This is a genomic window from Dietzia sp. HMSC21D01 (assembly GCF_001815995.1).
Classification (GTDB): Bacteria; Actinomycetota; Actinomycetes; order Mycobacteriales; family Mycobacteriaceae; genus Dietzia; species Dietzia cinnamea.
Genome location: NZ_KV823881.1, coordinates 1 through 7,561, shown reverse-complemented (window position 1 = coordinate 7,561; position 7,561 = coordinate 1). Strand labels below are relative to the sequence as shown.

Below are 7,561 nucleotides of genomic sequence, written 5' to 3'. Positions count from 1 at the left end.
GGCCCTCGCCGAGCAGGCCACGCTCCTCGGGGTGCGCTACGCCTGCTCCGAGGTGCGCGGGAGCGACGCCGCGGCGATCCAGGACGCGGCGCCGGCGGCCCCCGGGGCTCCCGCGCCCGTCCGACCGGACCTGGCCACGGTCTACATCGACTGCGTGGCGGCGCCGACCGGCGGCGGAGTCGAGGTGCACACCATCCTGGTGGCGGGCGACGAGCTGTGGCACATCACCCTGCTCAAGCCGGAGACCCCGCGGTCGCCCGACGCCGAGGCGTCAGCGCTGAGCGGACTCCACCGGGTGGCGCAGCGCATACTCGCCTGACAGCCGGCGACACCGCCTGCGGATCCCTATCGGCACAGACGGGAACGGCGCCGGAGCCCCTCAGCATCCGACGCCGTTCCTCTATCCGGCGGATCGAGCACGATCCGGCCTTCCTCGCTGCCTTACACGGCTGCGGGTGGCACCCCCCAGGTGCCCCGGTCTCACGACCGGCCCCTCTGAAGTGTGAAGTCGCAGCCCCTCAGCAACCACTTCACCCTCGCCACCGACCCCTCAGGCGGTGACTGCGTCGACCATATGTTGCATCCGAGACCACATCAACCCCATGAGCAGGCGTTCTGTCGCTGACTTACGGTCAATAACGACCCGCGGCGTGCCTACCAGCGCTTCTTCGATCCCCGTTACCAACGAACGTTGGGACGGTTGCGCGTCGTGGGTCCGCGAGTCGCGCCCGCGGGTCCGCGGCGGCCCGGGACGCCCTGCGCCCCACGGGATGTACAGGCGGGACGAGGCGAGGGTATTGTTGCTCCTGTTACTGATGTGGCGCATGGGACTAACCGCTCCGGCCCGCCCGTGCGCCCGCGTCGCCCCGCCCCGCCGCCTCATCGCGGCGCCGCACCGAGGAGACCGATGTCGCGCCGACCCCGGATCATCGCCCCGCTTCTGGCCACGGCAGGCCTCGTCGTCGTCGGCCTCTCCCCCGCCGCCTCCGCGCAGTCACTCGCCGGCTACACCGGATCCACCGGATCGGTCGGCGCGTTCGGCTCCGAATCCGCCCCGGTCCCCACGCCCCCGCTACCCGGCGTGTCCGGGGTCCTCACGATCCCCGTCCCCGCACAGGCGCGCGCCGCCGCCGAGGTCGGCGTCGCCTCCGTCTACCCCACCCCGGGCGAGACGGTCGGCGTCGCACAGCCGGTGATGATCCACTTCGACGGCCCCGTCACCGACCGCGCCCGCGCCGAGGCCTCCGTGGCGATCCGGACCGCCCCCGCGGTCGGCGGCAAGTTCTACTGGGTGAGCGACACCGAACTGCGCTGGCGCCCGCACGAGTTCTGGCCGGCCCACACCTCCGTCACCGTGTGGGCGGGCGGACGCGAGCACGCCTTCCGCACCGGCGACGCGATCGTCTCCACCTACGACGACAACACCCACCTCGTCACCGTCACCCGGAACGGCGAGGTCATCCGCACCATGCGCGCCTCCGCCGGCCGCGACGCCTTCCCCACCCACAACGGGATCTACTACAACGGCTGGCGCGACCGCCAGGTACGCATGGACTCCTCCACCTGGGGACTGGCGATGGACGCCGGCGGCTACGACACGACCGTCGAGAACGGCGTGCGACTCAGCTACGACGGCATCTTCATCCACTCCGCACCGTGGTCGGTCGCCGACCAGGGCGTCCGGAACGTCTCCCACGGGTGCATCAACGTCAGCCCCGAGGACGCGGCCTGGTACTACGACAACACCGGCAACGGCGACCCGTTCATCGTGGTGAACGGCCCCGGCCGGCAGTTCGGTGCCTTCGACGGACAGGGCGACTGGAACTACTGACCTCGGGGCTCCCGGGGGCGCGGGACGGACCCCCGGGAAACACTTCGGTTGTGGCACACGACATCTCCTTGTAGAAGTCTGAGCGAGACCGAAGAAGAATCCCGTCCGTCCCCCAGGAGCCCCTCATGCCCCGACACCCCCGCTTCTCGGCAGCCGCCGCGATCCTCGCCGCGGTCGCCCTCGTCCTGGGCGTCCCGGCTGCCACCGGGGCCGCCCCCGCCGCGCAGGCCCAGTCCGTCATGCCGCTGAGCCCGCCCGGCGTCCCCCAGCTCGAGAACGCCCCGCTGCCGACGCCCGCCATCCCGGGGGTGCCCGCGCAGCCCGTCCTCACCTACCCGGTCATCGGCCCCGCCCGCCCGGCACCCGAGTACGGCGACGTCAACGTTTTCCCGACCCCCAACGAGGTCGTGGGCGTCGCACAGCCGGTCATGTTCTTCTTCGACCGGCCCATCACCGACCGTGCCCGCGCCGAGGCGACCATCGGCATCCGCACCGAACCGCCGGTGGCGGGCAAGTTCTACTGGGTGGGCGACCGGGAGGTCCGCTGGCGCCCCCACCAGTTCTGGCCCGTCAACACCTCCGTCACCGTGTGGGCCGGCGGCAAGCGTCAGCAGTCCTTCCGCACCGGCGACGCCGTGATCGCCGAGTTCGACGACCGCACCAAGCTCGTCACCGTCACCCGCAACGGCCAGCACGTCCGCACCATGCGCGCCTCCGCCGGCCGCCCGGGCTGGGACACCTACAACGGCATCTACTACACCGGCCAGCGCGGGCGGCAGGTCCGCATGAACTCCGAGACGTTCGGGCTACGGATCGAGGAGGGCGGCTACAACTCGATCGTCAACGACGCCGTCCGGCTCAGCTACGACGGCATCTACATCCACTCAGCCCCCTGGTCGGTCGCCGATCAGGGTGTCCGCAACGTCTCCCACGGGTGCATCAACGTCAGCCCCGAGGACGCCCGCTGGTACTACGACACCACCCGCAACGGCGACCCGTTCATCGTCAAGAACGGCCCCGGCCGGCCCTTCGGCGCCTTCGACGGTCAGGGCGACTGGAACTACTGACCCCGGCCGATCCCGCGGCGGCCGCAGCTGCCCGGGAATCCGCTGGGCCACCCCATTTTTCAACACTTGTACCGTTTCGACCTCGCCAGGTCACCGCTGGTCTATCGTCTGGACAAAGTCCGTTCACCATCGACGACGAGGCTTCCCACCGTGCAGACACCGACCTCCCCGGTCGCCGAGAACCCGGCGGCCGCACCCGATGACCGCGACGACGGCCGCGGCCGGGCCCGCCGCCGTCTCCGCGCGGGTGGGGCGCTGCCGGGCGGTGGGGCGTTCCGGGAGAAGGCGCTGTTCCTCGCGCTGGTTCTGCCCAACCTCGCGCTGCTGGGTGTGTTCACCTACCGCCCGCTGCTCGACAACGTCCGACTGAGCTTCTTCCACTGGAACATCTCGTCACCCACCTCCACGTTCATCGGGTTCGACAACTACGTCGAGTGGTTCGGGCGCGACGACAGCTGGCTCATCCTGCGCAACACCGGCGTGTTCACCATCTCCGCGGTGGTCGGCTCCATGGTCCTCGGACTGGCGTTGGCGCTGCTGCTGGACCAGCGACTCGTCGGCCGAGGACTCGTCCGGTCGGCGGTGTTCGCGCCGTTCGTCATCGCGGGCGCGGCGATCGGTGTGGCCTTCCAGTTCATCTTCGACCCCCGGTTCGGCATGGTCTCCGCGCTGCTCACCATGGTCGGACTGCCCGTGCCGGACTTCTACCAGGACCCCGACTGGGCCCTGGCGATGATCACCATCACCTACATCTGGAAGAACCTCGGGTACTCGTTCGTCATCTACCTCGCCGCGCTGCAGGCCAAGCCGGCCGAACTCTACGAGGCCGCCGAGATCGACGGCGCCAGCCGCTGGACCACCTTCCGACGGGTCACCCTGCCGATGCTCCGTCCCACGACGTTCTTCCTGTCGATCACCGTCATGCTCAACTCCCTGCAGGTGTTCGACATCATCTACGTGATGACCCGCGGCGGCCCCCAGGGCAACGCCACCACGACCATGGTGTTCCAGGTCTATCAGGAGACTTTCCAGAACTTCCGCGCCGGCTACGGTGCCACCGTCGCGACCATCATGTTCCTCATCCTCCTGGTCATCACCGTCCTGCAGGTCCGCGTCATGGACAGGAACATGCGATGAACACGATCCAGGGTGGCTCCCGGACTGCCAAGGTCGCCGGCTACGCGGTGATGGTCCTCGTCCTGCTGATCATCGGGCTGCCGCTGTACTGGGTGGTCATCACCTCGCTCAAGCCGGACAACCAGGTGTACATCCAGCCGCCCGTGTGGTGGCCGGACCCCATCACCACCGACTCGTACCCGCAGGTCCTGGCCGACGTGCCGTTCCTGCAGTACTTCACCAACTCGCTCGTCATCACCGGCGTCCTGGCGGCGGTCAAGATCACCCTCGGCGTCATCAGCGCGTACGCGTTCGTGTTCCTCCGGTTCCCCGGCCGCGGGCTGCTGTTCATGCTGGTCCTCGCGGCGCTGATGGTGCCCAACCAGATCACCGTCATCTCCAACTACGCGTTCATCGCGCAGCTCGGCTGGATCAACACCTTCCAGGGCATCATCATCCCGCTGGCCGGTGTCGCCTTCGGCACCTTCCTCATGCGCAACCACTTCCTCACGCTGCCGTTCGAGATCATCGAGGCGGCGCGGATGGACGGCTGCGGGCACCTCAAGCTCCTGTTCCGTGTGGTCCTCCCCATGAGCTGGCCGACGCTGGTCGCGTTCGCCCTGATCACCGTGGTCAACGAGTGGAACGAGTACCTCTGGCCGTTCCTCATCGCCTCCGACGACACCGTCGCGCCCCTGCAGGTCGGGCTCGCGCGGCTGGTCAACACCGACGGAGGGTTCACCGACTGGCCGATGGTCATGGCCGCCACCGTCCTCACCATCACCCCGATCCTCATCGTCTTCCTGATCCTGCAGCGCCACATGATCAAGGGCCTCACCTCCGGCGCGGTGAAGGGCTGACCCGCCGACACCCCTCCCCGAACCCGCCGCGACCCGCACACGGCCGGCAGTACAACCCGAAAGGACCCACAGACATGACTCTCCTCAACCGCCGCGGCTTCCTCGGCGTGATCGGCGCCGCCACCGCAGCCACCACCCTCTCCGCGTGCGCCGGGACGGGGTCCGACTCCGACTCCGGCAACGGCGGTGCCGCGGGCTCCGGCGGCGGCGACAGCGGCACCATCACCTTCTGGTCCAACCACCCGGGCAGCTCCAAGGAGCTCGAGCAGGAGATCATCGCCGCGTTCGAGTCCGAGAACCCCGATCTCAAGGTCAACCTCGTCGACGGCGGCAAGAACTACGAGGAGGTCGCCCAGAAGTTCAACGCGGCCCTGACCGGCGGCGAGCTGCCCGACGTCGTTGTGGTCTCCGACGTGACCTGGTTCAACTTCGCGCTCAACGACCAGATCGCCCCTCTCGGCGGGCTGTTCAGCGAGGCCGGCGTGGACACCGGCGACTTCGTCGACGCCCTGCTGGGCGACTACGTCCTCGAGGGCGAGAACTACGGCGTGCCCTTCGCCCGGTCCACGCCGCTGTTCTACTACAACAAGGAGGTCTGGCAGGCGGCCGGACTGCCCGACCGTGGGCCCGAGAACTGGACCGAGTTCGCCGAGTGGGCGCCGCGCATCCAGGACGCGATCGGCGAGGGCAAGCACGCGATCGCCATGTACGACGGCTCCAACTACATCGACTGGACCGGCCAGAACATCATCTGGGACTTCGACGGCGCCTTCTCGCGCGAGTGGACCCCGACTTTCACCGAGGACAACACGATCCGCGGTGTCGAGTACGTCAAGCAGCTCAACGACGACGGTTTCCTGGTGGTCTCCGCCGACTCGATCGTCGAGTTCGGCTCGGGCCTGGCCGCCTGCGCCCTGGCCTCGACCGGCTCACTGGCCTCGGCCAAGACCAACGCCGCGTTCGAGTTCGGCACCGCCTTCCTGCCCGGCGCGGCGGAGAAGAACTCCTGCCCCACCGGCGGCGCCGGCGTCGCGATCCCGGCCGGGATCTCGGACGAGCGCAAGCTCAACGCCATGAAGTTCATCGACTTCCTCACCAACACCCAGTCGACGGCCAAGTTCTCGCAGGGCACCGGCTACATGCCCGTCCGCAAGTCCGCGCGCGAGGCGCAGGAGATCAAGGACTACCTCGCCGAGACCCCGCAGGCCGCCACCGCGATCGACCAGCTCGCCCATACACGCCCGCAGGACAACGCCCGCGTGCTGGTCCCCAACGGCGGCCGGCGCATCGGCGGCGCGTTCGACCGTGTGCTCGGCGGCGCCGACGTCCGCCAGGCCATGCAGCAGGTCCAGGACGAGACCGCGCAGATCATCGACTCGCAGATCCTGCCCAAGCTCGAGGGCTGACGCCGGCCTCCCGGCCGCCGGTTCGACCCGGCGGCCGGTCCGGCCCCTTCTCTCCCTGCCGCTGCTTTCCCTGTCCGTTCTCCCCGAGGAGCATCCGCGCCCGATGGCCACCGTCCGCTTCGACCACGCGACCCGCCGCTTCGACAAGAAGTCGGCCCCGGCCGTCGACGCCCTCGACCTCGAGGTCACCGACGGGGAGTTCCTCGTGCTCGTCGGCCCGTCCGGCTGCGGTAAATCCACGAGCCTGCGGATGCTCGCAGGGCTGGAGCCGATCGACGAGGGCCGCGTCCTCATCGACGACCGGGACATGACCGGCGTCGCCCCCCGCGACCGCGACGTGGCCATGGTGTTCCAGAACTACGCGCTCTACCCCAGCATGACCGTCGCGCAGAACATGGGCTTCGCCCTGCGCAACGCCGGCGTCAACAAGACCGACACCCGCCGGCAGGTGGAGGAGGCCGCCCGGATCCTCCAGCTCGAGGACCTGCTCGACCGCAAGCCGTCCCAGCTGTCGGGCGGCCAGCGGCAGCGCGTGGCCATGGGCCGGGCGATCGTGCGCCGCCCCAAGGTCTTCTGCATGGACGAACCCCTGTCCAACCTCGACGCCAAACTGCGCGTGTCGACCCGCGGGGAGATCGCCGGGCTGCAGCGTCGGCTCGGCGTGACCACCGTGTACGTCACGCACGACCAGGTCGAGGCCATGACCATGGGGACCCGCGTGGCCGTGCTCGACAAGGGCATCCTGCAGCAGGTCGCCTCGCCCCGAGAACTGTACGACCGGCCCGTCAACGCGTTCGTCGCCGGCTTCATCGGCACGCCCGCCATGAACCTCATCGAGGTCCCGGTCACCGACGGCCGGGCACGCATCGGCGACGCCGAGATCGCCGTCCCCGCCTCCCTCGGCGGCCGCGACCGCATCATCCTGGGCGCTCGCCCCGAGGCCCTGCGGCTGGTCGGCGCCGGCGAACCCGGGCTGGAGCTGACGGTCGATCTGGTGGAGGAGCTGGGTGCCGAGGCGTTCGCTTACGGGCACACGGCCGACGGCGAGCGCATCGCCATCCGGCTCGACCGCGGCCACGGCACGAGCGTCGGCGAGACGATCCGGGTGCGCCACATTGACGCCGAGGTCGACGCGTTCGACGTCGAGACCGGCGACCGCATCGACTGAGCGCCAGCTCGCCCGGGCCACAGCCGCCCCTCTCCATGGCGTCTCGCAGGTGCCCCGGTACGCCGCGACGGCAGCCGCCCCTCGCCATGGCGTCTCGCCCACCCCGCGGAGCG

Annotated in this window: 6 protein-coding genes and 1 pseudogene; all 7 read left to right on the top strand. The window is 69.7% G+C overall.

Features of this window, described 5'->3' with window-relative positions; translation table 11 throughout:
- Window positions 1-319 (top strand): annotated as a pseudogene (locus HMPREF3086_RS07350) (hypothetical protein); the annotation flags it as partial.
- A gap of 588 nt (window positions 320-907) precedes the next feature.
- On the top strand, window positions 908-1,831 hold the full coding sequence (locus tag HMPREF3086_RS07345; RefSeq protein ID WP_070721050.1) for a L,D-transpeptidase: 924 nt from the start codon (window positions 908-910) through the stop codon (window positions 1,829-1,831).
- A gap of 125 nt (window positions 1,832-1,956) precedes the next feature.
- Entirely contained in the window at window positions 1,957-2,898 is a 942-nt protein-coding gene (locus HMPREF3086_RS07340; RefSeq protein ID WP_070721047.1) for a L,D-transpeptidase, read from the top strand.
- Window positions 2,899-3,153: 255 nt separating this feature from the next.
- Entirely contained in the window at window positions 3,154-4,035 is an 882-nt protein-coding gene (locus tag HMPREF3086_RS07335) for a carbohydrate ABC transporter permease (RefSeq protein ID WP_061229252.1), read from the top strand.
- Entirely contained in the window at window positions 4,032-4,874 is an 843-nt protein-coding gene (locus tag HMPREF3086_RS07330) for a carbohydrate ABC transporter permease (RefSeq protein WP_061229232.1), read from the top strand. The genes HMPREF3086_RS07335 and HMPREF3086_RS07330 overlap by 4 nt, the downstream gene beginning before the upstream one ends.
- Window positions 4,875-4,948: 74 nt before the next feature.
- Window positions 4,949-6,280, top strand: coding sequence for an ABC transporter substrate-binding protein (locus tag HMPREF3086_RS07325; RefSeq protein WP_061229231.1), 1,332 nt, complete (start codon window positions 4,949-4,951; stop codon window positions 6,278-6,280).
- A gap of 103 nt (window positions 6,281-6,383) precedes the next feature.
- The gene (locus HMPREF3086_RS07320) at window positions 6,384-7,448 is read left to right on the top strand and encodes an ABC transporter ATP-binding protein (RefSeq protein ID WP_061916591.1); all 1,065 of its coding nucleotides are present in this window, start codon (window positions 6,384-6,386) and stop codon (window positions 7,446-7,448) included.
- Window positions 7,449-7,561 lie beyond the last annotated feature (113 nt).